The sequence below is a fragment of the Clostridium sulfidigenes genome, from assembly GCF_000732635.1.
Taxonomy (GTDB): Bacteria; Bacillota; Clostridia; order Clostridiales; family Clostridiaceae; genus Clostridium_J; species Clostridium_J sulfidigenes.
On record NZ_JPMD01000049.1, the window covers coordinates 1 to 25,680 of the forward strand.

At 29.7% G+C, this 25,680-nt stretch carries 30 protein-coding genes and 2 pseudogenes; 29 read left to right on the plus strand and 3 right to left on the minus strand.

What is annotated here, in order from left to right; genetic code table 11:
• A partial coding sequence (locus tag IO99_RS18835; protein ID WP_156964388.1) for an IS1 family transposase occupies positions 1-96 on the minus strand: 96 nt, incomplete at its 3' end.
• Between the two features lie 122 nt (positions 97-218).
• Between IO99_RS18835 and IO99_RS16370 the strand changes: the two genes are divergently transcribed.
• The 5 genes and pseudogenes from IO99_RS16370 to rho all read left to right on the plus strand — a co-directional run bounded on the left by IO99_RS16370 (position 219) and on the right by rho (position 5,810).
• Positions 219-1,241: a D-alanine--D-alanine ligase family protein gene (locus tag IO99_RS16370; protein WP_035135366.1), complete on the plus strand. Its 1,023-nt coding sequence runs from the start codon at positions 219-221 to the stop codon at positions 1,239-1,241.
• Positions 1,242-1,420: 179 nt separating this feature from the next.
• The gene (locus IO99_RS16375) at positions 1,421-2,401 is read left to right on the plus strand and encodes a DUF814 domain-containing protein (RefSeq protein WP_035135368.1); all 981 of its coding nucleotides are present in this window, start codon (positions 1,421-1,423) and stop codon (positions 2,399-2,401) included.
• Positions 2,402-2,489: 88 nt separating this feature from the next.
• Positions 2,490-2,906: a YwiB family protein gene (locus IO99_RS16380; protein ID WP_035135370.1), complete on the plus strand. Its 417-nt coding sequence runs from the start codon at positions 2,490-2,492 to the stop codon at positions 2,904-2,906.
• 75 nt (positions 2,907-2,981) lie between these two features.
• A complete protein-coding gene (locus IO99_RS16385; RefSeq protein ID WP_035135371.1) occupies positions 2,982-3,920 on the plus strand; it encodes a sigma-54 interaction domain-containing protein in 939 nt (312 codons plus the stop codon).
• A 383-nt stretch (positions 3,921-4,303) separates the two neighbouring features.
• Positions 4,304-5,810, plus strand: a pseudogene (rho, locus tag IO99_RS16390) (transcription termination factor Rho).
• A 95-nt stretch (positions 5,811-5,905) separates the two neighbouring features.
• Here rho and rpmE read toward each other — a convergent pair.
• The gene (rpmE, locus tag IO99_RS16395) at positions 5,906-6,115 is read right to left on the minus strand and encodes a 50S ribosomal protein L31 (RefSeq protein WP_035135372.1); all 210 of its coding nucleotides are present in this window, start codon (positions 6,113-6,115) and stop codon (positions 5,906-5,908) included.
• Between the two features lie 229 nt (positions 6,116-6,344).
• Here rpmE and IO99_RS16400 point away from each other — a divergent pair, with 229 nt between their 5' ends.
• The 10 genes and pseudogenes from IO99_RS16400 (at position 6,345) to upp (ending at position 13,567) form a co-directional block, all read left to right on the plus strand.
• Complete coding sequence (locus IO99_RS16400) at positions 6,345-6,944, plus strand: thymidine kinase (protein ID WP_035135373.1); 600 nt, start codon at positions 6,345-6,347, stop codon at positions 6,942-6,944.
• Between the two features lie 83 nt (positions 6,945-7,027).
• A complete protein-coding gene (locus IO99_RS16405) occupies positions 7,028-7,939 on the plus strand; it encodes a DUF1385 domain-containing protein (protein WP_035135374.1) in 912 nt (303 codons plus the stop codon).
• Between the two features lie 22 nt (positions 7,940-7,961).
• On the plus strand, positions 7,962-8,468 hold the full coding sequence (locus IO99_RS19765; protein WP_341349104.1) for a N5-glutamine methyltransferase family protein: 507 nt from the start codon (positions 7,962-7,964) through the stop codon (positions 8,466-8,468).
• Between the two features lie 22 nt (positions 8,469-8,490).
• Entirely contained in the window at positions 8,491-8,814 is a 324-nt protein-coding gene (locus IO99_RS19770; RefSeq protein ID WP_423219434.1) for a class I SAM-dependent methyltransferase, read from the plus strand.
• Positions 8,815-8,888: 74 nt separating this feature from the next.
• Positions 8,889-9,965: a peptide chain release factor 1 gene (prfA, locus tag IO99_RS16415; RefSeq protein WP_035135375.1), complete on the plus strand. Its 1,077-nt coding sequence runs from the start codon at positions 8,889-8,891 to the stop codon at positions 9,963-9,965.
• 32 nt (positions 9,966-9,997) lie between these two features.
• Positions 9,998-10,582 (plus strand): hypothetical protein, encoded by a 585-nt coding sequence (locus IO99_RS16420; RefSeq protein ID WP_035135377.1) that lies wholly within the window; start codon positions 9,998-10,000, stop codon positions 10,580-10,582.
• Between the two features lie 45 nt (positions 10,583-10,627).
• A complete protein-coding gene (locus tag IO99_RS16425) occupies positions 10,628-11,374 on the plus strand; it encodes a ZIP family metal transporter (RefSeq protein ID WP_035135379.1) in 747 nt (248 codons plus the stop codon).
• Between the two features lie 28 nt (positions 11,375-11,402).
• Positions 11,403-12,453: pseudogene (locus IO99_RS16430) on the plus strand (L-threonylcarbamoyladenylate synthase).
• A gap of 14 nt (positions 12,454-12,467) precedes the next feature.
• Positions 12,468-12,917: a ribose 5-phosphate isomerase B gene (gene rpiB, locus IO99_RS16435; RefSeq protein ID WP_035135381.1), complete on the plus strand. Its 450-nt coding sequence runs from the start codon at positions 12,468-12,470 to the stop codon at positions 12,915-12,917.
• A 20-nt stretch (positions 12,918-12,937) separates the two neighbouring features.
• Positions 12,938-13,567 carry a uracil phosphoribosyltransferase gene (upp, locus tag IO99_RS16440; RefSeq protein ID WP_035135383.1) on the plus strand — a complete coding sequence of 210 codons (630 nt, stop codon included), beginning with the start codon at positions 12,938-12,940 and terminating at the stop codon, positions 13,565-13,567.
• 171 nt (positions 13,568-13,738) lie between these two features.
• Here the strand turns inward: upp and IO99_RS16445 are convergent, their stop codons facing one another.
• On the minus strand, positions 13,739-14,287 hold the full coding sequence (locus IO99_RS16445; RefSeq protein ID WP_035135384.1) for an NADH peroxidase: 549 nt from the start codon (positions 14,285-14,287) through the stop codon (positions 13,739-13,741).
• Positions 14,288-15,109: 822 nt separating this feature from the next.
• Between IO99_RS16445 and IO99_RS16450 the strand changes: the two genes are divergently transcribed.
• The 14 genes from IO99_RS16450 (at position 15,110) to IO99_RS16515 (ending at position 25,666) form a co-directional block, all read left to right on the plus strand.
• Positions 15,110-15,484, plus strand: a complete 375-nt coding sequence (locus IO99_RS16450) for an ATP synthase subunit I (RefSeq protein ID WP_035135386.1) — start codon at positions 15,110-15,112, stop codon at positions 15,482-15,484.
• A gap of 4 nt (positions 15,485-15,488) precedes the next feature.
• Positions 15,489-16,169: a F0F1 ATP synthase subunit A gene (locus IO99_RS16455; RefSeq protein WP_035135388.1), complete on the plus strand. Its 681-nt coding sequence runs from the start codon at positions 15,489-15,491 to the stop codon at positions 16,167-16,169.
• 83 nt (positions 16,170-16,252) lie between these two features.
• Positions 16,253-16,501, plus strand: coding sequence for an ATP synthase F0 subunit C (gene atpE / locus IO99_RS16460; protein ID WP_035135390.1), 249 nt, complete (start codon positions 16,253-16,255; stop codon positions 16,499-16,501).
• Between the two features lie 130 nt (positions 16,502-16,631).
• Positions 16,632-17,111 (plus strand): F0F1 ATP synthase subunit B, encoded by a 480-nt coding sequence (locus tag IO99_RS16465; protein ID WP_035135392.1) that lies wholly within the window; start codon positions 16,632-16,634, stop codon positions 17,109-17,111.
• 2 nt (positions 17,112-17,113) lie between these two features.
• Positions 17,114-18,157: a F0F1 ATP synthase subunit delta gene (locus tag IO99_RS16470; protein ID WP_035135394.1), complete on the plus strand. Its 1,044-nt coding sequence runs from the start codon at positions 17,114-17,116 to the stop codon at positions 18,155-18,157.
• A 38-nt stretch (positions 18,158-18,195) separates the two neighbouring features.
• The gene (gene atpA / locus IO99_RS16475) at positions 18,196-19,710 is read left to right on the plus strand and encodes a F0F1 ATP synthase subunit alpha (RefSeq protein ID WP_035135396.1); all 1,515 of its coding nucleotides are present in this window, start codon (positions 18,196-18,198) and stop codon (positions 19,708-19,710) included.
• A gap of 32 nt (positions 19,711-19,742) precedes the next feature.
• Entirely contained in the window at positions 19,743-20,606 is an 864-nt protein-coding gene (atpG, locus tag IO99_RS16480) for an ATP synthase F1 subunit gamma (protein WP_035135397.1), read from the plus strand.
• 92 nt (positions 20,607-20,698) lie between these two features.
• A complete protein-coding gene (atpD, locus tag IO99_RS16485) occupies positions 20,699-22,090 on the plus strand; it encodes a F0F1 ATP synthase subunit beta (RefSeq protein WP_035135398.1) in 1,392 nt (463 codons plus the stop codon).
• 23 nt (positions 22,091-22,113) lie between these two features.
• Positions 22,114-22,380 (plus strand): F0F1 ATP synthase subunit epsilon, encoded by a 267-nt coding sequence (locus tag IO99_RS16490; RefSeq protein WP_035135416.1) that lies wholly within the window; start codon positions 22,114-22,116, stop codon positions 22,378-22,380.
• 176 nt (positions 22,381-22,556) lie between these two features.
• Positions 22,557-22,889: a PadR family transcriptional regulator gene (locus IO99_RS16495; protein WP_051824263.1), complete on the plus strand. Its 333-nt coding sequence runs from the start codon at positions 22,557-22,559 to the stop codon at positions 22,887-22,889.
• Between the two features lie 2 nt (positions 22,890-22,891).
• Positions 22,892-23,536, plus strand: a complete 645-nt coding sequence (locus tag IO99_RS16500) for a permease prefix domain 1-containing protein (RefSeq protein WP_035135399.1) — start codon at positions 22,892-22,894, stop codon at positions 23,534-23,536.
• A 14-nt stretch (positions 23,537-23,550) separates the two neighbouring features.
• The gene (locus IO99_RS16505; RefSeq protein ID WP_035135400.1) at positions 23,551-24,084 is read left to right on the plus strand and encodes a hypothetical protein; all 534 of its coding nucleotides are present in this window, start codon (positions 23,551-23,553) and stop codon (positions 24,082-24,084) included.
• Positions 24,085-24,195: 111 nt separating this feature from the next.
• Complete coding sequence (locus IO99_RS16510; RefSeq protein WP_035135401.1) at positions 24,196-24,723, plus strand: hypothetical protein; 528 nt, start codon at positions 24,196-24,198, stop codon at positions 24,721-24,723.
• A gap of 238 nt (positions 24,724-24,961) precedes the next feature.
• On the plus strand, positions 24,962-25,666 hold the full coding sequence (locus IO99_RS16515; RefSeq protein WP_035135402.1) for a hypothetical protein: 705 nt from the start codon (positions 24,962-24,964) through the stop codon (positions 25,664-25,666).
• Positions 25,667-25,680: the final 14 nt, after the last annotated feature.

The window sequence follows — 25,680 nt, forward strand, 5'->3', positions numbered from 1 at the left end:
TTTACATTGATATTTTTGATTAGCCTGCTTGTCCAATCCGAACTTATATAGTTGATCAGAATGGCAGCGAGGGCATTTTACATTTGTTTTGTTCATTGTTCTTCTCTCCTTTTCTTGGGGGATATTTGGTCTTAAGTAAACTTATTATATTTCCAAGGGTTGAGAAGTGCAATGTTCATATAACTTAACAGAACGAATTATTGTTAGGAGTGATAAATATGAAGAAGGTAGCAATACTGTTTGGAGGACAATCAACAGAACATGAGGTGTCTAGGGTATCGGCAACATCTGTTCTAAATCATATAGATAAAGAAAAATATAGTATATTTCCAGTAGGTATAACTAAAGAGGGAAAATGGTTTCTTTATAAAGGTGATATAGAGAATATAGGAAATGGAAAATGGGTAGAAGACTATAAAAATCAAGTTGAAGATGGAATTAAATTATTATTAAATAAAGAGGTAGATGTAGTTTTTCCTGTACTTCATGGTATGTATGGTGAGGATGGTACTATTCAAGGGCTATGTAAACTGATGAAATTACCATGTGTAGGTCCTTCGGTTATGAGTTCAGCTGTATGTATGGATAAAGTTTATACGAAATATCTTTTAGAACATGAAGGTATAAAACAAGCAGACTATGTAGTGGTAAATGCCTTTGATTATGGAAATTATAGTGAGAAATTTATAAATGAAATTGAACATAACCTAGGATATCCTTGTTTTGTAAAACCAGCTAACAGTGGTTCTTCTGTAGGAATAACTAAAGCTCATGATAGAGAAAGTCTTGAAAATGGATTAATAGAAGCTTTAAGACATGATAGAAAGATTCTTGTAGAGGAAGGATTAAATGCTAGGGAAATAGAAGTTTCTGTACTTGGAAATGATGACCCTAAAGCTTCAGTTCCAGGAGAGATAATTCCAGCTAAAGAGTTTTATGATTATGAAGCTAAGTATTCTAACGGGGAATCTAAACTTTTAATTCCAGCTAATTTAAATGATGAAGAAATGGCTACTATAAGAAATTTATCCCTTAAAATTTATAAGAAGTTAGATTGTGCAGGAATGGCTAGGGTGGACTTTTTAGTAGATAAGGAAAGTGGAGAAATATATTTAAATGAAGTAAACACTATACCAGGCTTCACAAGTATAAGTATGTATCCTAAGATGTGGGAAGCTACAGGGTTATCATATAGTAATCTTATAGATAGATTAATTGAATTGGCAGTTGAAAGAGGTTAGTAAGTAAAATTTACTAGCCATTACTTTCAAGTTGCTAGTAATAAAAGAAAATAGTAATATTATTATATGTGTTATTTTAATATTTCTATAAGTTTATATGATATAAAGAGATTAATATACTATAGATTAGAGTAAAAGATACAATATAAAGAAACTAAGAGAGTTAGGTGAAGAAAAAAATGACAAGAGCATTAGCTATGGTTTCAGGCGGTTTAGATAGTATTCTTGCAGCAAAGGTAGTTAAGGATCAAGGAATTGAGGTTATTGGGATATGTTTTAAATCATATTTTTTTAACGAAGAAAATGCAAGAAGAATGGTAAAACAGATAGATATTCCTTTAGAAGTAGTAGATTTTAAGGAAGAACATTTTAAGATGGTTAAAAATCCTAAAAATGGATATGGGAAAAATATGAACCCATGTATTGATTGTCACGCTATGATGATGAAGTACTGTGGACAACTCTTAGAAAAATTCAATGCAGATTTTATTATCACTGGAGAGGTTTTAAATCAAAGACCAATGTCTCAAAATAGAAGTGCATTAGATAAAGTTAAGAATGAAAGTGGAATAGGAAGCAAAATTCTTCGTCCTCTTTGTGCTAAAAATCTTAAACCTACAGAGATGGAAGAGAATGGCCTTGTAGATAGGGAAAGACTTTTAAATATTCAAGGTAGAGGAAGAAAGATTCAAATGGAGCTTGCTGATAAATGGGGTATAAAGGAATATCCATCACCAGCAGGAGGATGCAAATTAACAGAACCAAATTATTCTGTTAGATTAAAAGAACTTTTATCTCATAACCAAAATCCAGAGGAACGAGAGCTTGAATTACTTAGAATAGGTCGTCATTTTAGAGTTACACCTAAGGCTAAGGTTATATCTACAAGAACTCAAGAAGAAGGAGAAATGATAAAAAGTCTTCTTAATGAAGGTGATACAATACTGTTAGTTCAGGACTTTAATGGTTCTATGATAGTAATTATAGGTGAAGCTACAGAAGAAGTAATATCTATTGCAGCTAAGATTGCTATAAGATATAGTAAAGGTAAAGATGAACCAAAGGTCACTGTTAGATATTCAGAGTTTGGAAGTAAGGATCATAGGACTGTAGAAGAGATTTGTGCAACTGATGAGGAAATAAATTCTTATCTTATATAGAAAAGTGTTTAGAAAAGTAAATAAAAATTAGCCTTAGAGTTTGAATATATCTTAAATAAGATTCTTAGGAAGAATAGAGGTAAATATTATGGATAAGGATGCTATAATTAGAGTAAGTAGTATACAGAATAATGATGAGGATGAATGCATTGAAATTGTTAGTCCAGGATCATTTTTCAAAGAAGATGATGAGTATGTTGCTACATATGAAGAAACAGAACTTTCGGGTTTAGGGGATACATTAACTACTTTTAGAATAGGTGAAAATTATTTTAATCTTATAAGAGAAGGGGACGTAAATACTAATATGGAGTTTAAAAATGGGAGTAGTTCGTCTATTCTTTATAATACTCCTCATGGTGGATTGTCTATTAAAATTAAAACTAATGATGTACACATAGATATGAATGAAGCTGGTGGAAAAGTAAAAGTTGACTATGATGTAATAATAGCCAAAGACCAAATTATTAATACTAAGCTTGTAGCTACCATAAATGTTAAATAGTATAAAAATGTTTTACTTAGAAGCTATGCAGAATTATATAATGCATAGCTTCTATTATTAAAGGGGTTGTGAATTTTGTATAGCTTTGAAGATATAATTGGGAATAGTAAAGAAATTAGAAATGTTAAAGAATTAGCTATGAAGGTATGTAATTCAAAATCTCCAATTTTCGTTTATGGTGATACTGGCACAGGAAAAGAATTGATAGTACAAGCTATACATAATAGTTCAATAAGAAGAAAAAAGCCCTTTATAGCACAGAACTGTGCTGCAATTCCAGACAATTTATTAGAGAGTATTTTTTTTGGAGTAGGAAAAGGTGGTTTTACTGGAGCTATAGAGACAGAAGGATTATTTGATATAGCTAATGGTGGTACTTTGTATTTAGATGAGTTAAATTCTATGGATATAGTTTTTCAAGGTAAGTTCTTAAGGGTTCTTCAAGAAGGGGAGTTTAGAAGAATAGGTGAGACTAACACTAGAAAAACAGATATAAGAATAATAGCATCAGTAAATGAGAATCCTGATTTTTTAGTTAAGAGTAATAAATTAAGAAAAGATTTATACTATAGACTTAATGTTATAAGAATTAACATGCCTGAATTAAATGCTAGAAAAGAAGACATACCTATACTTGTATCAATGTTTATAGAAAAGCATAATAAAAGATTAGGTACTAGTGTTAATGGAATAGATAGTTATGCATTAGAAGTTTTAATGAAAAAAGACTATGATGGAAATGTGAGAGAATTAGAACATATAATCGAAGGTGCTTTAAATTATAAAAGACATGGAATTATTGAAATATCTGATTTGCAATTAGGAAATATTATTGAAAGTTTGTCCCTTAAAGATAAACTTGTGAATATGGAAATTAAATATATAAAGGAAGCTTTAATTATTCATAGTAATAATGTAAGTAAAGCAAGTAAATTTCTTAATATACCAAGGCAAACACTTCAATATAAAATAACTAAGTATAATATAATGGATTTGATAGATAAGGATAAGTAGTTTTAAAGTATAATAGATTATTTAAATAGCTTAGTTCTGTATAGGTATAGAAATATTTGGTTAAAATGATAAACAGAGTCCTTAGATTTTTCAATTTAAAGTAAAATATTTATTGTTATAACAATAAATATTTTACTTGGTAATAGATTTTTTGAAAATATAGTGTATACTTATATAGTAAAATCTATACTACAGCAAGTTTAGTTATATATAATTTTATGAATAGATTAAACAAACAAAATAAACAATATAAAATTTTAATACATTTTAAAAGAAAGCTTCAAACTTCTATCATTTATAAATAATATCGAATTATATTAATCATATAAATATTATTTTCCAAAGTTACATTTAAATGAAATATACAATTAGGAGGTGATCCTTTGAATAGTGAAAATTTACATAGCATGAGTGTTATAGAATTAAAGAGTATTGCAAAGGAATTAGGAATAAAAAATATTACTAAGTTTAAAAAGAATGAATTAATTGAAGAAATTGAAAGAGTATCTTTAAAATCTGTTGAGATTAAAAATGAAGAAGATTCCCATAAGGATGATGAAAAAATACAACCTGCTCAAATAAAAAAAAGAAGGTATAATTCTTAAGGAGAAACTTACTAAGAAAGATGTAGAAGAAGATAATAGTAAAGATGAAGTTATTAGTAAAGGTTTGGACAATGAAGAATCAAAGGAAACTGTAGTGGAAGAAAAGGTTGATAGTATAGAAGAAAAGCGTGAAAGATTAAAGAGTTTAATAAGTGAATCAGAAACATCAAAAGGAATATTCGAATTAAGTGACAATGCTAATTTTGGATTACTTAGAATGAATAACTATTTAAGCGGAAATAACGATATATATGTTTCAATATCCCAAGTTAGAAGATTTAATCTTAAGAATGGTGATGAAGTAGAAGGTAAAGTAAGAAGTTCTAAAGAAGGAGAAAAATATCAAGCTCTTCTACAAGTAACAAAAATAAATGGTGAAAATCCAGAGAGAGCTGTTGGGAGAACATCTTTTGAGAGACTAACTCCTATATATCCTACAGAGAGATTGAAATTAGAAACTGAGGATTCTAAAGATTTATCAACTAGATTAATGGACATATTATCACCTATAGGGAAAGGTCAAAGAGGTGTAATAGTTGCTCCACCTAAAGCGGGAAAGACTTCTATCTTAAAGAAAATTGCTCATAGTATAGCAGTTAATCATCCAGAAGTTAAAGTTATAGTACTTCTTATCGATGAAAGACCAGAAGAGGTTACAGACATGCAAAGATCTATTAAGGGAGATGTAATTTACTCAACCTTTGATGAAGAGCCAGAACATCATGCGAAGGTAGCTTATATGGTACTTGAAAGAGCAAAAAGGATGGTAGAACAAGGACAAGATGTAATAATTCTTTTAGATAGTTTAACAAGATTAGCTAGAGCTTACAACTTAACAATAACTAGAACGGGTAGAACTCTATCAGGTGGATTAGATACAGGAGCTTTACTTATGCCTAAAAAGTTTTTTGGTGCAGCTAGAAATGTTGAAGAAGGCGGAAGTTTAACTATTCTTGCTACAGCTTTGGTTGAGACTGGAAGTAGGATGGATGATATGATTTTTGAAGAGTTTAAGGGTACTGGTAACATGGAAGTACACCTTGATAGACAGCTACAAGAACGTAGAATCTTCCCAGCTATAGATATTTATAAGTCAGGAACTCGTAGAGAGGATTTGCTTCTTACAAAATCACAGCTTGAAGTTAGTTATAACATAAGAAAGATTATGTATAAGACAGGGAACCCTCAAGCAGTTACTGAAAAACTTATAGGAATTTTATCAAAAACTAACAATAATGAAGAATTTTTTGAAATTGTATCTAAAAACCAAGATATATTAAAATAGATTATATGAAAAGCCATAGGTAGAGTTTATACCTATGGCTTTTGGACATAAAAAAATAGGAGAAGTATTCTTCTCCTACATAAAAATATATATGATTATTCGCTTTTAAGGTTGAATTTTTTCATAAACTTGTCAACTCTTCCACCAACGTCTACATTCTTTTGCTTACCAGTAAAGAATGGATGACATTTTGAACAAATATCAACTTTTAATTCTGATTTAACAGAACCTGTTACAAAAGTATTACCACAAGCACACTTAACAACAGCTTCGTCGTTATAGTTTGGATGTATTCCTTCTTGCATTTCATTTCACCTCTTTCGATATAACATACATACCCGTATTATCAACTATTAGATTATAACATAGAGATAAAATAAGGTCAATATGATTATTAATTGTATTATATAGTATTAGTGTATATAAAAATATTTATTTTTGAAAATGTACTTATAATATTAATTTGATTAATGGAGTTTTTTCTACTAAAATAATATTATGTGATTAATTGATGGACTTTGGAGGAATATTACTATGAGTAAACTATATTTTAGATATGGAGCAATGAATTGTGGAAAGTCTACAAATCTTCTTCAAGTAGCTTATAATTATGAAGAAAGAGGAATGAAAGTAATAATAATTAAACCCAAGACTGATACAAAGGGAGGAAATAAAATTGTATCTAGGCTTGGAGTTACAAAAGAAGTAGATTTAAGTTTTTCTAAAGGAGAGAATATTTTTACTACTGTAGAAGATTATATAAAGAAAAATGGACAAATTCACTGCATACTAGCAGATGAAGTTCAGTTTTTTACAAAAGCTCAAGTTGATGAAATGTTTATGATAGCTGTTAAATTAAATATTCCAGTAATATGCTATGGTTTAAGAACAGATTTTCAGATGGAGGGCTTTGAAGGTAGTGAAAGACTTTTACTAGTAGCTCATAGTTTAGAGGAGCTAAAAACAATTTGTAAATGTGGTAAGAAAGCTATATTAAATGGAAGAAAGATTAATGGTAAATTTGTTTTTGAAGGTAATCAAGTTGCCATTGATAATGAAGATAATGTAGAGTACGAGTCTCTTTGTGCAGAATGTTATATTAAGTATGAAGAGGAAGCAGCAAATAGTAGATAACAACTAAAATAATAGGATGCTTATATTAAGATAGTATTATGAAGTTAGAAATAAGAAATATGAAATAGAAGGCAGGTGTTAAAATGGAAAAGAAGACAACGGTCGGGGGACAGGCAGTTATAGAAGGTGTAATGATGAGGGGAACTAAGGGGCTTGCTACTGCTGTAAGGCTTCCTAATGGTAGTATTGAAGTTAAAAAAGAATCAAGTGAAAGCTTGACTAAGAAAAATAAATTTTTTGGATTTCCTATAATTAGAGGATTTATATCTCTTATAGAATCATTAATTATAGGTATAAAAAGCTTAGAGTATTCAGCTTCCTTCTTTGAGGATGATGAGGAAGGGTCAGAATCCAAATTTGATAAATGGTTTGATAAAGTTTTTAAGGAGAAAGGAAATAGTGTACTAATGGGTATATCATTAGTTCTTTCCCTAGCTTTTTCTATATTACTCTTTTTTATTTTACCAACGGCATTAACTAGTTTGGTAAAAAAAACAATAACATCTAATGTGGTAGTTTTAAATATTATAGAAGGAATAATAAGAGTTATAATATTTATAAGCTATATATTTATTGTTGGAAAACTAGAAGACATAAAAAGAGTATATCAATATCATGGAGCTGAGCATAAAACTATATTTTGCTATGAAAGCGGTATAGATTTAACACCAGAAAATGCTAAGAAGTTTGGAAGACTCCATCCAAGGTGTGGAACTAATTTTTTATTCTTAGTTATGGTTATTAGTATAATTATATTTTCCTTCACGGGATGGCAATCTATAGGTCAGAGAGTGATTTCTAGAGTATTATTACTACCAGTGGTATCTGGAGTAACTTATGAGGTTATAAAATGGCTAGGAAAGAGTGATAGTAAAATATCAAAAATTATTGCATGGCCAGGGTTACTTTTGCAAAAGATAACAACACAAGAACCTGATGAATCTATGCTTGAAGTTGCAATAACTTCATTAAAAGCTGCAGAGGGGTTAGAATGAATTATAGTGAATGAGGAACAATATGAATATAAATGAAGCGTTAATAAAGGCATATGATATATTAAAAAGTAGTGATATTGAATCATACATAATAGATGCACAGCTTCTATTATGTAGGGTTTTAAATGTAGAAAAGTTGTATATAATTATGAACAGGTCAGAAGTATTAACTTTAGATAAAGAGCAAGAGTTTTTTAAACTTATAAATTTAAGAAGTTGCAAAAAGCCTATGGCATATATTCTAGGGCAAGTTGAATTTATGGGTATTAACTTTTTCGTAGAAGAGGGAGTGTTGATACCAAGACCAGATACAGAGATTTTAGTAGAAGAGTGTATTTCTATAATGAAAAAAAATAATATAAGTTTAATATGTGATATGTGCTGTGGAAGTGGAGCTATTGGAATTTCCATAGGCCATTATGTAAAAAATAGCAAAGTGTGGTTATATGACGTAAGTGATATAGCATTAAATGTAACTAAAAAAAAATATTTCAAATTTATATTTAGGAGAAAAGACCAATGTAAATAAAAGTGATTTATTTCAATTACCTATAAAAGAAGGTTTAAAATTTAATATGATAGTGTCAAATCCACCATATATTAAGGAGGAAGTAATTCCTACCCTTATGGAAGATGTTAAAGACTTTGAACCTCACCTAGCTCTTTCAGGAGGTCAAGATGGACTTGATTTCTATAGAAGGATATGCAAAGAAGGAAAAGCGGTACTTTCCTCTGATGGATATTTGTGTTTTGAAATAGGACATGATCAGGAAATGGAAGTAAAATCTATCATGAAAACTGAAGGATTTAGTGATATATATAGTTTAAGGGATTTGGGTGGAAATCACCGAGTTGTCATAGGAAAGTTACCATAAATAATATTTTTATGATATAATGTAATGATGTAAAAAATTAAGATTTATGATTAAATTACGGAGAGTGTTAATATATGTTAGAGAGATTAGGTTTTTTAGAAAACAAATATGATGAATTATCAAATATGATTAGTGATCCTAGTATTATGGCTAATCAAAAGGAGTGGCAAAAACTTTGTAAAGAGCATGCAGAATTAGAGATAATAGTAGGAAGGTATAGAGAATACAGAGATGCTGAAAATGCATTAGCTGAAAATAAAGAAATGCTAAATGAAGAATCAGATAGAGAAATGAGAGAGATGATTCAAGAAGATATAAAGGCATTAACGGAACAATGCGAGAAGTCTAAGGAAGAAATAAGAATATTATTATTACCTAAAGACCCTAATGATGATAAAAACGTATTTATAGAAATTAGAGGTGGAGCTGGTGGAGATGAAGCAGCTTTATTTGCAGCCAATTTATTTAGAATGTATACAAGATATGCAGAGCGTAACAGATGGAAAGTAGAAATAATGAGTGCTAATGAAACTGATATCGGTGGATTTAAAGAAGTAGTATTCATGGTTAAAGGTGATAAGGCTTATAGTAAACTGAAATATGAAAGTGGAGTGCATAGAGTTCAAAGGGTACCTGACACAGAATCAAGTGGTAGAATCCATACATCTACAGCCACTGTTGCAGTACTTCCAGAAGTTGAAGACGTAGATATCGACATAAATATGAATGATATAAAAATAGACGTATTTAGAGCTTCAGGAAATGGTGGACAGTGCGTTAATACAACAGATTCAGCAGTAAGAATGACTCACTTACCAACAGGACTTGTAGTTTCATGCCAAGATGAAAAATCACAGCTTAAAAACAAGGAAAAGGCTATGAAAATATTAAGAGCTAGACTATATGAAGCAGCAGAAGCGGAAAGAGCTAAAGGAATTGCAGATGATAGAAAGAGTCAAGTTGGAACTGGAGATAGAAGTGAAAGAATTAGAACCTATAACTATCCTCAAGGAAGGGTTTCAGATCACAGAATAGGATTAACTCTTTATAAACTTGAAGCTTTCCTAGATGGAGATATAGATGAGATGTTAGATGGGTTAATAACTGCTGACCAAGCCGAAAAAATGAAGGCAATGGGAAATGGTATTTAGGTATTAAATTTTGTAAGGTGGAGGATTACTTAATGGATATAGATAAAGTCCTAAAGAAGCAAAGAAAATCTTACAAAAGGTTTATGCTATCTATGGGCTTTATTTTTATAATATTGCCTATAGTGTTGCTTATAGCTAAACAAATAAATATATTTTTTATTATATATCTTTGTGTTATTGAAAGTTTAATATTATTTTCTGTACTAATGAGATACAATGAAGAATATTTAAAGTTTCAATTATATGAAGATAAAATACTGATATCTATTTTAGGTGGTAGAATAAAATATAAAATTCACTATAGTAAAGTAGCAATCATTCATACAATACCTCAAGAAAAGTACTTTGATATATTGATAATAACAAAGTCTAAGTTTAGAAATAAAAGATTGAGGTTGGTTACGAATAAAGTGCTAGAGAGATTCAGTGGTATAGGGAAATATTATGTTAAAGTAAAAATGCCTAAGGATGATGACTACTATTACTTTGTAGTAAAACGAGGTGGAGTAAAGAAATATATGCTATTAGATCTACTTTTTAAGTATTGTGTAACTGCTGTATTTACTGATAATGCTATAGCTAATATAAAAGAATATAGAAAACAGAATAAAACATAGAATTTATAAATATATTTTACTATTAGTAATTTTCAAGGAGGAATTATGAATAGTACTATATTTATAATAGGAATTTTTGCTGCTATAGTATCTCTAATAGGAACTATGGTTGGTGCATTAATTGGAGTATCCTTAAAAAACCCTACTGACAAGTTATTAGGAGTTTTATTAGCAGTTGCTACAGGGATAATTATATCAATAATTTTCTTAGAACTTATACCAGAATCAATTGATAAGATTGGCTTTATTAGAACTCTCATAGTTATAATTATTGGAGTAATAGTTATATATTTTATAGATTGTTTAATTAAAGTAAGTAGCCACAGTAATGATAGAAATCCAAGTATGATAAATCATACAAAAGTTGCAATATTAATGGCATTAGGGTTAATGATGCACAATTTTCCAGAAGGTATTATAATGGGTTTTGGATTTGTTAAGGGTTCGGGATTAGGTATAAAGATGAGTATATTAATATCCATTCATGATATACCAGAAGGAATTGCCATGGCAACACCATTGATAGCTGCTGGAAAGAAACCATTTAAAATTTTATGGTATAGTTTTTTAGTAGCATTTCCAACTGTTATAGGAGCCTGGATAGGTATGTTAATTAATTCTATATCATCTGCATTTTTAGGCTATAGTATTGCCTTTGCCAGTGGAATTATGCTTTATGTAGCTTTTGGGCAAATGCTTCCGGAAAGCAATGAATTGCATAGTAGTTATACAAATGCAATGTGGATTATATTTGGAATTATATTTGGGTTTGTAATGATAAATTTATTTTAATGGATTATTGAAGTGGGTGTTAATAGGTATGAAAACAAAAGTTGTGATGTTAAGTGAGAAGACTCCAGATGAAAGTGTGATAAAAGAAGCAGGAAAAGTTATAAAAGATGGTGGCCTTGTAGCCTTCCCTACGGAAACCGTATATGGATTAGGTGCTAATGCGTTAGATAGTGAAGCAGTAGCTAAAATTTTTATGGCAAAGGGTAGGCCACAAGATAATCCTCTGATTATTCATGTAGGGGATTATAATATAGAGCCCTATGTTAAAAATGTACCAATTGTAGCAAGAGAAATAATAAAAAAGTTTTGGCCAGGACCAATAACCATAATACTTGAGAAGACTGAACTAGTTCCACAGGTTACTAGTGCAAAGTTGCCTACTGTGGGAATTAGAATGCCACAAAATAATATCGCTATAAGTTTAATAAAAGCCGCTGGAGTGCCTATAGCAGCACCTTCAGCTAATATATCCGGTAGACCTAGCCCTACAGACATGGAAAGTTGTGTTGAAGACTTAGATGGAAAGGTAGATTATATATTAGGAGGAGAAAATAGTATTGTAGGTGTAGAATCAACTATAGTAGATTGTACAGTTTCCCCTATATGTATTTTAAGACCAGGCGCTATAACCTTAGAGATGTTAAGGGAAATAGATAAGCAGGTTTATATAGATCCATCTGTATTATCAAAGCCTACAGAAGATTTTAAGCCTAAGGCACCAGGAATGAAATATAGACATTATGCACCGAAGGCTCCTGTGAAGATAGTAGACGGTGATATAGATAAAGTTGTTGCAAAAATTAATGAAATAGTATTAAATTATATTAAACAAGGTAAAAAAGTTGGAATTATTGCAACTGATGAAACAAAATCTTTATATAATAAAGGAACTATTATTTCTATTGGAGCAAGATGTGATATAGAAGATATAGGTAAAAATTTATTTAGAGTTTTAAGAAGTTTTGATAGTATAGACATTGATATAATTCTTTGTGAAGCATTTGAAGAGAGTGGAGTAGGTACTGCAGTAATGAATAGACTTAAAAAAAAGTGCTGGCTTTAACATATTAAAAGTATAATTGGAGGGATAAATATGAAAATAGCAATAGGTAGTGATCATGGTGGTTTAAGATTAAAAAAAGAAGTAATTAAACACTTAGAAAAAAAGAACATAGAAGTTAAGGATTATGGTACATATACAGAAGATTCTTGTGACTATCCAGATTTTGCTGAAAAAGTGGCTGAAGCAGTAGTTGCTAAAGAATATGATTATGGAATTTTAATATGCGGTACAGGAATTGGAATAAGTATATCAGCTAATAAAATACCAGGAATAAGAGCGGCGCTATGCAGTGATACTTTTAGTGCACATGCTACTAGAGAACATAATAATGCCAATATATTAGCAATAGGAGAAAGAGTTGTAGGAACCGGACTTGCTTTAGATATAGTTGATGCATTTCTTGGATCAACCTTTGAAGGTGGAAGACACGAGAATAGGGTTAACAAGATAATGGAGATAGAAAAAAAATATAATAAATAATTTTAGGAGGATAAGAACATATGAGTAAAGTTACACAAATAGACCATCCATTAATACTACATAAATTAGCATTCATGAGAGATATAAATACGGGGTCTAAGGACTTTAGAGAATTAGTAGAAGAGGTTGCTATGCTTATGGCTTATGAGGTTACTAGAGATATGCAACTAGAAGAAGTAGAAATTGAAACTCCTATAGGAATTACAAAGTGTAAAGTTCTTGCAGGAAAGAAAATGGCAATAGTACCTATATTAAGAGCTGGACTTGGAATGGTTGATGGAATGCTTAAGCTTATACCTGCAGCTAAAGTTGGACATATAGGTATGTATAGAGATGAAGAAACTTTAATGCCGGTAGAATACTTCTGTAAGTTACCTCAAGATATAGAAGATAGAGATATTATAGTAACTGACCCAATGCTTGCAACTGGAGGTTCAGCTATAGATGCAATAAATGCTCTTAAGAAAAGAGGGGCTAAAAATATAAGACTTATGTGTCTTGTTGGAGCTCCTGAAGGAATAAAAGCTGTTATGGAAGCACATCCAGATGTAGATATATATTTAGCTTCAATAGATGAGAAATTAAATGAACATGGATATATTGTTCCAGGATTAGGTGATGCTGGAGATCGTTTATTCGGAACTAAGTAGTATATTATTACAATTGTAATATTGCCCTGATTAGATTTAGATTTCTAATCAGGGTATTTTTCTAATAAAAATAATATTAACATATTAGATTGCATACAAAAAGGAGCCCTAGTTAATACTAGAGCTCCATATATTATTTAGGTAAATTTTATCAAATTGGGGGAATGGGGGTTATTTACCAAAATATCTTTGTAATAAACCGTTGAAAGCAGCACCGTGTCTAGCTTCATCTTTGCACATTTCATGAACTGTATCATGAATTGCATCTAGGTTTAATTTTTTAGCTAATGTAGCAAGGTCTTTTTTACCTTGGCAAGCACCATGCTCAGCATCAACTCTCATTTGTAAATTAGTTTTTGTATCTGCTACAACTACTTCTCCTAATAATTCAGCAAATTTAGCTGCGTGTTCAGCTTCTTCAAATGCTATTCTCTTATAAGCTTCAGCTACTTCAGGATATCCTTCTCTATCTGCTTGACGACTCATTGCTAAGTACATTCCAACTTCTGTACATTCTCCAGTAAAGTTAGCTCTTAATCCTTCGATTACTTCTTGATCAACTTCTGCTGCAATTCCTATTCTGTGTTCATCAGCCCAAGCTAGGTTGCCTTCTGATTTTTCTACAAATTTATCAGCACCTGCCTTACATACTGGACAAAACTCTGGAGCTGAATCTCCCTCGTGAATATAACCACAAACTGTACATACAAATTTTTTCATAAATATTTCCTCCTTAAATCTTCATATTATAATAATTTTTGTTTTTAGATTTTCTCGATGTATTTATCTTATGAACTTATTATATACTATTAAATAATAATTATCAAGAGAAAATTATTATTTTTTATTATTTTTTTTAGGTAATAAAAAAATACTATAACTTTATTATATTACTTAATAAGGTTAAGATTATATAATATTCTGTATTTTAATATAAAGTTCAAATATTTATAATTTAGTTTAGTATAGAAATAGCACCGATATGATACAATAAAAATAACCTTAAAGGGATAAAAATAAAGCAATAAGCCAAAAAACAATGTTTCTATAGAGGAGAGTAGCCCTCATTAGTTAGAATTTTGAATAAGTTAGTAAATATTTAATCAATATTAAGTAAAATTAAACGGAGCATCCGTTTTTCTAATAAATGCAATGCATAAAAAATTGCATACAATGAATATACAATTATATACTTTTTTATATATAAAGTGTAATGTAGAGGTTTAAATTGATTTATTAGAGTTTATTAGGGAACATTTCGGTAAGAAATCTTTTAATTCAGAAAATAATTGATATTTTAAATTCTTTTGACTACTTATTGTAAATTTTCAGTTTTAACAGACAAATGAATAAAAGTTTTTTGGAATAATCCTTTTATTGTAAAACCTCAAAAAATGTAGCAAAGCAGAGAGAACTTGTACTATTATTGATTATTTACTTCTTTAGAACTAATTTGACCTAATTTGGTGAAAATTTAGGTTTTAGAAGATTTGAACCTAGATGTATAATATCATATATGCAAAAGCGAGGTGGTCCAATCCAATGAATAAAGAGTGCTCAGAGGTTATTAAGCTTGTTGGCTTATTTGATTCTATTATAGGAATTATAGTTTCATTAATTTTAATGTTATTCTTTAACTGGATATCCTGGTTTTTTTTATTGGGGATAATTTGTAGTTTTGTGAATTTTATTATTAACTCACTGACAACTGAAATGATTATTATGAAGGATAAGAGATTTAAAGGTTTATTAATACTTTTATCCTATATAGTTAGAATAGGGCTTGTTTGTGGAATATCTCTCGCTATAATTAAGAAAAGTGAGGTGAGCTTTTTTATTTTTATTGCAGGATATACGGCTCAGCTATTAGCTATATTATGTTATGGTTTTAGCTTGAAGAGCCAGAAAGGAGTATGATGTTATGGAAGAAATGGCACCTTTGTTTGCAATTAATATCTTTGGATATAAATATGAAGTTATGTCAAGTGTTTTTATACAATGGGTATTTATTGCATTAGCATTGGTTTTATCCATTCTATATAGTAGAAAGGTTAAAAAAGTTCCAGGTAAGGTACAAAGTATTGTAGAAGTTGGAATAGAATTTTTATCTAATGTAGTTAAAGATAACATGGGACCAGGTTCAAGTCCTTTTATTCCTTACATAGGATCCTTAGGAATTTATTTATTTTTATTAAATATGGTAGGGTTATTTGGAATAAAGCCTCCTACATCAGATTTTAGTGTAAGCTTAGGAATTGCACTTACTACTTTTTTTGTAATTCAAGGGCATACTATTAAAAAGTTAGGTCTTTGGGGTTACTTTAAAGGATATGCATCTCCTGTTCCATTATTGTTACCAATAAATATAATGGAGAGGATTATGCTTCCAATATCATTAAGTCTAAGACTTTTTGGAAATATCTTTGCAGCAACAATGATTATGGAACTTCTATACGGAGCTCTTACAGGATTAAATTTTATTGCAGCAATAGGATTACCTATACCGTTCCATTTCTATTTTGATATATTTGATGGAACCATACAAATGATTATTTTTGTAATGTTAACAATGATTAATATTAAGATTACAGCAGAACATTAAAAACTAAAATTAACTAAATAAAAATTATTAATAGTAAATTACTATAAATATAAAAAATATTTATTTTTGAGGAGGAATTATAAATGGATTCAGCAGCTTTTATAGCAGGAATGTCAGCATTAGGAGCAGGTATAGCAGCACTTGCAGTTATTGGTGGAGGATTAGGAACAGGAAATGCTACTGGTAAAGCAGTAGAGAGTATAGCAAAACAACCAGAGGCTAGTAGTAAAATTATGAGTGCTTTAATAGTAGGGGGAGCTTTATCAGAGGCAACAGCTATATATGGATTTTTACTTGGATTATTATTAATATTATTCGGAGTAAAAGGTTAATATCTTAGTAAAAATATTGAGAAGGAGGGTGTAGTTCCATATCTTAATTAGTTGCATTTTGAAGAAGATATAGTAGGTAGTGTAGTATATATTTGTGATTAAATTAAGAGGATGATGTGGAACGTAGCTTATGAATATTGATTGGAGTATTATAGTACCATCAACCATCAATTTCTTTATATTTTATTTAATACTAAGAAAATTTGTGTTTAATAAGACTTTAGCAGTTATCAATACTAGAAAAGAAGAAGTGGAAAGTGCTTTCAAAAAGGCTAGGGATGAAGAAGAAAGAGCGAAGTTATTAAAACAAAAGTATGATGAAGATGTTAAAAGATATAGAAATGATGGCTTGAAACTAGTAGAGAGTTATAAGCAAAAAGCTGATAAAGTATATGCTGAGATAGTTGAAGACTCACAAAGAGAAGTAGCTAACATAAAAGAACGAGCTACTAAAGAAATAAAAAGAGAAAGAGAAAAAGCTAGTAAAGAAATTAAGCAAGAAATTATTGATTTATCCATGAAACTTGCTGAGAAAACTTTAGAGAAAGAAATCAATGAAGAAAGTCACAGAGAGTTAATTGATAAATTTATAGCTAAGGTAGGTATTTAAAAATGTATGAATTTTTAGATAGGCGGTATGCTCTAGCTCTTTATGAAATGTGTAAAGAAGCAGGTAATATAGAAACTGTTTTAGAAGAACTAGGTGAAGTAGTTGAGGAAATGGATAATAATGAAGGACTTATAAAGATTATCAGAAATCCTCAAATTAATAAGCACAATAAAAAGAGAATATTTGAGGAATTATTTAAGGGTAAGATAGAGGATGAACTTTTAAGTTTTTTACTATTACTTATTGACAAAGGAAGGATACTGTATCTGAGAGAAAAGTATAATCAGTTTAGATTAGTATACCTTAAAAATAATAATACCGTTGTAGCTAAAATTAAGTCTGTAATTCCATTAAATCATAATGAACGAGAAACTATTAAAAGTAAGTTAGAAAAACGTTATGAAAAGACAGTAATAATAGAGGAAGAAATAGATAAATCTCTATTAGGTGGAATGTTAATCTCTGTAGGAGATGAAACCATAGATGGAACTATTAAGACTAAACTTATGGATCTTAAGAATATATCAGAAGGTAACGTAGGTAGATATAACTTTAGTGAGCTTAATAAAGAATTATTAGCAGATATTATAACAAATAAACCTCTAAATGAAGAAGAAACAAAAAAATTAAGAGGTTGGTTAATGGATTTCTATAGTAGAGAAATTGTCATAAATAATATAGTAGATGAGTCTTACAAAGATGATATCAAAGTTATTATAGGTGAAGATGTAACTACTAAAGCTACAATTGATGAGATAGTTAATAGTGAAAAATGTAAGATTGGTAAGGCTAAATCTCAAGAGTGTATTATAGATTTAGATGAAAAAGGTAAAATTCTTAATGCCACAGTTAGGACTGTAATTCCACTAACTGATGAAGAGAGAATTAAGTTAACTAAAGGACTTGAGAAGTTCTATAGTAGAAAAATAGTAATCCATGAAGAAATAGATGAGAGTATAGTTGGTGGAGTATTAGTTAAAATAGGAAATGATATTACTGATGGAACAGTAAAAAGTAAGCTTAGATATGTTAGAGATGACATATAATACAGGCTTTAAATCGTGGTGAGAATAGAGGTGGAATCATGCATATTAAACCAGGTGAGATAACATCTATTATAAAAAGAGAATTAGATAGATATGAAAGTCACATTAACACTATAGATTCTGGAACTATAATCCAAATTGGAGATGGTATAGCTAGAATATATGGATTAGATAATTGTTTACAAGGAGAGCTATTAGAATTTCCTAATAACGTATATGGAATTGCCCTTAACTTAGAACAAGACAATGTTGGGTGCGTATTATTAGGTTCTGAAGAAGGCATCAGAGAAGGCGATATAGTAAAAAGAACAGGTAGAGTTGTAGAAGTACCTGTTGGTGAAGCACTTATAGGAAGAGTTGTAGATTCGCTAGGAAATCCTATCGATGGTAACGGAATGATAGTAACTTCAGAATATAGAGCTGTAGAAGTAGAAGCTCCAGGAGTTATAGAGAGACAATCAGTTAAAAGCCCTATGCAAACAGGTATAAAGGCTATAGACTCTATGATTCCAATTGGGAAAGGTCAAAGAGAGCTAATTGTAGGAGACAGACAGACTGGAAAAAGTGCATTAGCAATAGATGCTATCATAAACCAAAAGGGTAAAAATGTAACTTGTGTTTATGTAGCTATAGGTCAAAAGCAGTCAACTGTTGCTAATATAGTTAATACACTAAAGGCTGAAGGAGCTATGGACTATACAATAGTTGTAGCTGCAACGGCATCACAATCTGCATCTCTTCAATATTTAGCACCTTTCTCAGGATGTTCAATGGCTGAGTATTTTATGTATAAAGGTGGAGATGCACTTATAGTATATGATGATTTGTCTAAGCACGCTGTTGCTTATAGAACTATGTCATTATTACTTCGTAGACCACCGGGAAGAGAAGCTTATCCAGGAGATGTATTCTATCTTCACTCAAGGCTTTTAGAAAGAGCTTCAAAACTTTCTGATGACTTAGGAGGAGGATCATTAACTGCTCTTCCAATAATAGAAACTTTAGCAGGAGATGTTACAGCATATATTCCTACAAATGTAATATCTATAACAGATGGTCAAATTTTCTTAGAATCTGACTTGTTCCATGCAGGTCAAAGACCAGCGGTAAATGCAGGTATATCAGTATCTAGGGTTGGAGGAAATGCACAAATTAAAGCTATGAAACAAGTATCATCAACCCTTAGAATAGAACTTGCTCAATATAGAGAACTTGTGAACTTTACCCAATTTGGATCAGATTTAGATAAGGAAACTGTTAAGAGACTTGAAAAGGGTAAAAGGCTTATAGAAATATTAAAGCAAGGACAATATTCTCCGATGGATGTAGAAAAGCAAGTAATAATAATATATTGCGGAGTGAATGATTTCTTAAGCGATATTCCAGTTAATAAGGTTAAAGCTTTTGAAAAGGAATTTTTAGAATATATAGGTACTCATTATAGAGATATCCCAAGTTCTATAAAAGAAAAACAAGAATTAGATTCAGAAATAAAAGAAAGACTTAATATGGCCATAACTGAATTTAAAAAAGTATTTTTAACTGAAATTTAGAGATATCACCTAAATTTTTAGGAGGTGAAAATATGGGCGTTGCAGGATTAGTTATTTTAAAAAAGAGAATAAAATCTATAGAGAATACAAAAAAGCTTACTAAGGCTATGGCCTTAGTAGCAACATCTAAACTAAAAAAGGTAAGGGTATCCTTATATACAAATGACACGTATTTTAAAAGCTATAGAGAAGTTATGAATGAAGTAATTCCATCACTGCCAAAAGAAAATAGATATATGCAATCCAATGGAAGTAAAAAGAAATTAATTATTGTTATAACTTCAGATATGGGAATGTGCGGTGCCTATAATAATAATGTTATAGATAAGCTTAAAGAAATAACTAAAGGCCATGAAGAGGATTATTTAATAGCAGTTATTGGTGAAAAAGGTAAAAGCTTAGCTAAGAGACATAGGATTAAGACATTAGATAAATATAATCAAACTATCTCTGATGTGCCTACAGCTACTGAAGCTAAGAGTATCTTTGAGTATAGCTTCAATATGTTTAGTGAAGAAAAAGTAGGAGAAGTAAGTATACTTTATACTTGGTTTAAAAATCCAATAGTAAAAGAACCAAAAGAGTGTAGATTATTGCCTCTTACTTTTGAAGAAAGCGAAGAAGACCATATTGGTGAAGATGAATTTGATATAGAAGGTAACAAAGAAGAGCTTATAGAGTCAATAGTACCATCCTATTGTAATGCAATGATACTTAATGCAATGATAAATTCTAAGGCTTCAGAACAGGGAAATAGAATGGAGACAATGAATAGTGCGACTCAAAATGCAGATGAATTAATAGCTTCTTTAAGGTTAAAATATAATAGGGTTAGACAAGGGGCTATCACTCAAGAGATTTCAGAAATTATTGGTGGAGCTCAAGCGCAAAGTTAATAAGCCATTATATCGTAACCTATATAAAAAGTATAGATGGGAGGAGTTATATTTAACTTATATGTTAATATAGTTAGATGTAGCGAATTAATATGGCACAACGTATTGGTAAAGTAGTTCAAATTATTGGACCAGTAATAGATATAAAATTTGACACAGACTCATTGCCTAACATTTATAATGCAATCCAAATTAAGATGGATGGTAGAGTTATAGTTGCTGAGGTTGAACAACATATAGGTGATGATATAGTTAGAACTATATCTATGGAATCAACAGAAGGACTTAAACGTGGAGTTAAGGCTATAGATACAGGAAGACCTATTGAAGTGCCTGTAGGAGAACAGGTACTTGGAAGATTGTTCAATGTATTAGGTCAAACTAAAGATGGAAAAGGTCCTCTTGATACTAATAATTATTATACAATTCATAGACCAGCTCCAAGCTTTGCTGAGCAATCTGTGGAACCAGAAATGTTTGAAACTGGTATAAAGGTTATAGATTTAATAGCACCATATCAAAAGGGTGGAAAGATAGGACTTTTTGGTGGTGCAGGAGTTGGTAAAACTGTACTTATACAAGAATTAATCAACAATATAGCTAGAGAACATGGTGGATTATCAGTATTCACTGGTGTAGGAGAGCGTACAAGAGAAGGAAATGACTTATACAATGAGATGCTAGATTCAGGGGTTATAAATAAGACAGCTTTAGTATTTGGACAAATGAATGAGTCACCAGGAGCTAGAATGAGAGTTGCACTTACAGGACTTACTATGTCTGAATACTTCAGAGATAAGGGTCAAGATGTATTATTATTTATAGATAATATATTTAGATTTACTCAGGCTGGTTCAGAGGTTTCTGCATTATTAGGTAGAATACCAAGTGCTGTAGGATACCAACCAACCCTAGCAACAGAGATGGGGGCATTACAAGAACGTATAACATCTACTAACAGTGGATCAATTACTTCTGTTCAAGCAGTATATGTTCCTGCTGATGACCTTACTGACCCAGCACCAGCAACAACATTTAGCCATCTTGATGCAACTACAGTTCTATCTAGAGCTATAGTAGAGCTTGGAATATATCCTGCGGTTGATCCCTTAGAATCAAGCTCAAGAGTACTAGATCCTAGAATTGTTGGTGAGGAACATTATGAAATAGCTACTCAAGTAAAGTATATTCTTGAAAGGTATAAAGAACTTCAAGATATTATAGCTATATTAGGTGTAGATGAATTATCAGATGAAGATAAAATTCTTGTTAATAGAGCAAGAAGAGTTCAAAGATTTTTATCTCAACCTTTTACAGTAGGAGAGCAATTCACTGGATTAAAAGGTAGATATGTTCCTATAAAAGAAACAATAAGAGGATTCAAGGAAATATTAGAAGGTAAACATGATCATTTACCAGAGTCAGCATTCTTATTTGCAGGAACAATAGATGATGTTATAGAGAAAGCTAAGACTTTGGGTTAATATTATTTTGGATGTGATAAAATATGAAAAAGGTCTTTAAGCTTACAATAATTACTCCAGAGAGTGAGTTTTTTAAAGGAGATGCAGTCTCTTTAAACTGTGAAACTACAGAAGGCAGACTAGGAATTCTTCCAGACCATTCTGCTATAATTGCAGGACTTGTACCAACAATAACAACCTTTGAAGATGTAGATGGAAAGAAGTACAAAGTTAATACTTCTGACGGAGTCCTAAAGGTAAGGAAAAATAATGTTAGTATTCTCTGTACTATAGCACAATGGGTAGAATAAATTAAAAGGAGCACATTAAATGATTTTCATATCATTTAATGTGCTCCTTTTAATTACGTTGGTATAAAAATCAATAATAATTCAAAATAGTAAAAATATTTCGAGAATAATAATGCTATATATAGTAATACTACATATAATAATATTATACATATTAAGTAAAAGGAGGGGTGTTATTGGAAATAGATAAAGAGTTATTAAAAGGGTTTATAGACATTTTAATCTTATCTATTATTAAAGGTAATGATTATATTTATGGATATAACATAATGAAACTAGTTAATATAGCTGCTAAGGATAACTTTGAACTTCAAACAGGAACTTTATATATAGCTTTAAAACGATTAGAAAAACAAAATTTTATCACATCTAAGGTAATAGAAGGAGATAATGGAATTAAAAGAAGGCATTATTTAATTACAAAAGAAGGTGAAGTTCAACTTAATAAATTGAATGGAGATTTTAATAAGATAACAGAGCTTATTTTAAAGTTTAGAGGGGGCAGTTAATAGTGAATAATTTAAGTATTAAGTTAAAGAGAAAAATAAATAGATACTTAAGAAAGCTCTTTAGTTCAGCTTTTGAAGATACATTAGAAGTTAAGGAATTAAAGGAAGAATTAAAAAGTTACATTATAACTGAAGTTAGTGATTTAGTGGAATCAGGCAAATCAGAGGAAGAGGCTTTTGAAATAGCTAAGAATAATATAGGCAATAATTCTGACTTTGAGGAAGGAATATCAGGTATATTTAATAATACTAAATATTTATTTATCCTTAAATCTAGTTATGTATGTGTGCTTATATATATAATTATTCAATTACTTGTGAGACTAAAAATTATAGGTCTTATAGATATATCAAATTATAACATTAGAATCCTATCTAAATTTAGTTTTATAGTATTTATAATAGGAACTATAATATTTTTTATATGGACCTTTATGAATTTTATTTTTACAAGTCGTACTATTAAGTTTAAGATTCAAGCTATTGTTATAAATATTTTAAATATCTTCATCAGTATGTTATGGGTCATGGCTTCTAAAGGGGTAGTCAATGTTTTTAGAGTAGAAAAAATTTATTATATAGCGTTATTTTTAGATATGATAATGTATTTTTTTATATATTCAAAGAAAGTATTTAAATTTAAGTAAATATAGGGGGTATTATGAAAAGTAAATTACTAAACATTTTCATTATCACATTTTTAGTAATATCAACATTAGTTTTAATAGGATGTAATTCAAAAGAGGATAAGGCAGAAGATACAATAAGAGGATTTATTGAGAAGCATTATGTTGCAGATGAAGAAGAGGTAAAAGCATATGACGAATATGTTAAAAATGGATATGGAATAGGAGATAAGTTAACAAAAGCTGATAAAGAATTTGCTGAATATTTATCTGAAAAAGGATTTGAGGTATATAGGACAGATGGATATTTTTACAGTAGATTAAAAGAACTTTATGCTAAAAATTGTACTTTAGAAATAGAAAATTTAAAAATAACTGAAAAAGAAAAGTCTGAGGATATGAGATGTTTTAATGTTTCTTTTGACTGGATTATCAGGAATGATGAAGAGGAGATAGTAAAGAAACATAAAGTAGACAAAGATATGTATCTTTCAAAAGAAAATGGACAGTGGCTCATAAATGGATATAATAGATTTGAAATCATATATACTGATTTCGTGATGTGGTAGTATTCCTATAATATCTATTATAGGATATGAAACTTTTTCATTAAAGTATTTTATATCTTTGTTATAATTAAAAATTTTGCTCGAAATTAAATATATTTTTGGAGGAATATTATGAAAAGTAAATTACTAAATATTTTCATTATCACATTTTTAGTAATATCAACATTAGTTTTAACAGGATGTAATCCAAAAGAGGATAAGTCAGAAGATACAATAAGAGGATTTATTGAGAAGCATTATGTTATAGATGAAAAAGATATAGAGATGTATCATGAATATGTAACTAAAGGTTCTGTACCAGGAGATAAGTTATCAGAAGATACAAAAGAATTTGCTGAATATATGACGGAAGAAGGATATAATGACTATGAAGCTATGTTGATTTTTTCACATAGGTTAAGACAACCCTACCTTAAAAAGTGTACTGTAGAAGTAGAGAATCTAAATATAAAAGAAAAAGAAAAATCCGATGATATGAGACGGTTCAATATTTCTTTTGATTGGATTATAAAGAATGATAAAGAGGAAACTGTAAAAAAACATGAAATAGATAAGGATATATATCTTTCTGAGGAACAGGGTAATTGGTTAATAAATCAGAATAACTTATTTGAAATCTTAGATGAAAAAGACTTTTAATTTATAATTTAAAGATAGAAATAAAAAGATAATTTATGTGATTTCATAAATTATCTTTTTATTTTCTACATTATATTAAAAAGTAATTTATTTATGAACACATTTTAAAAGTTGCTATATATTATAAGTATAAATAAAAATATAACTTATTACATTATATGTAAATATGAATAAAAAAAGTAAAAAAGTTAATCATTTAATATAGGTGGATTTATTCTTATATTAAGGTGGGATATGTATGAAGTTATATAGTAAGTTATTAATTGTGGTGATGTTCACATTAAGCATATTAATTATAAGGGATAAAACCTTTTATGGGAAGAGTGAAGAGGATATGTTTAGTGGAATATTAAATAGTGTAAATGCTTCTACTGAGGAATATGTAGTGGAGGGCAGGTTTTATAGTCAAGAAAGTAAAGAAAATATATATGAAACTATAACAACTAATATAGAAAAGGCTATGGGACAAGTTTACCAAGAAGTTAATAAGGACTTAAGTTTTAAAATAGATTATAACCATGAAGAATATGATGGAAGGATTTCAATAGGTGATTATGGTAAAGGATATGATGTTGTACTAAGAATTTCTATTTGTAAACCTAATTTAGATATTGATGAAGAAAAAACTATAGAAAAGAAAATTAAAGAAATTTTATCCCCAATTAGTAGTAAGGTGGAATACTCGCTATATGTAAAAAGTAAAATCTTAAACGGCACAATAGATGAAACAAGAGATGTGATTTTAAAGCAATTATATTTAAATAAAGCACAAAATATTGATGAAGTAGAAATAAGTAATGGATATAGTATTATAAGCAATACAAATTTATACGATAAAGAAATAATACTAGGTGAGGAGATAGATTTTAACTGTGCTATAGTTAGATATTCCTCAGGATGCTATTTAATAATGGGGACACCTGTAATCAGGATAACATACTAAGAAATAGCATTTTA